General features: G+C 37.4%; 1 protein-coding gene. It reads right to left on the reverse strand.

The window, feature by feature from the left end; genetic code table 11:
* Nucleotides 1-454: accessory gene regulator B family protein (locus CHK_RS16305; protein WP_152651660.1), on the reverse strand; the 454-nt coding region annotated here is incomplete at both ends.

The following is a 454-nucleotide window of genomic DNA, read 5'->3' on the forward strand; positions in this document are numbered from 1 at the left end:
TTATTATTCTTCTTGAGAGTGCTTTTATGATCCTGCTCTGTTAAGAAATAGAGCAGGATCATAAAAGCACTCTCAAGAAGAATAATAATTCGGGCGTGCTTTTTTGTTTTTTGGATACTTTGCTCCGAAAGAGGATGATTGGAATGTATGACCGGAGCAAATACAAAGATAATCACAATACTCGCACATATCCCCGCAAAAAAAACGCTCGGCATATTGACAAGAAATGGGGCCAGAAACATACATCCTATTCCTACTGATACGGAAAAAAGAAAACAGCCAATATGATTTGGGGCATGAAGCCCTCCAGATGTATGACGGACAGGCAAGAAAAACAATATCCATAGCAAGGTTGGGAGAAATTTTCCCAATATTATGCTGACAACAATAATAACGCTAAAAATCAGCACGGTATTCAATAAACATTCTACCGCATAAGCATATATTTCTCTAT

This window comes from Christensenella hongkongensis (genome assembly GCF_000981035.1).
Lineage (GTDB): Bacteria > Bacillota > Clostridia > Christensenellales > Christensenellaceae > Christensenella > Christensenella hongkongensis.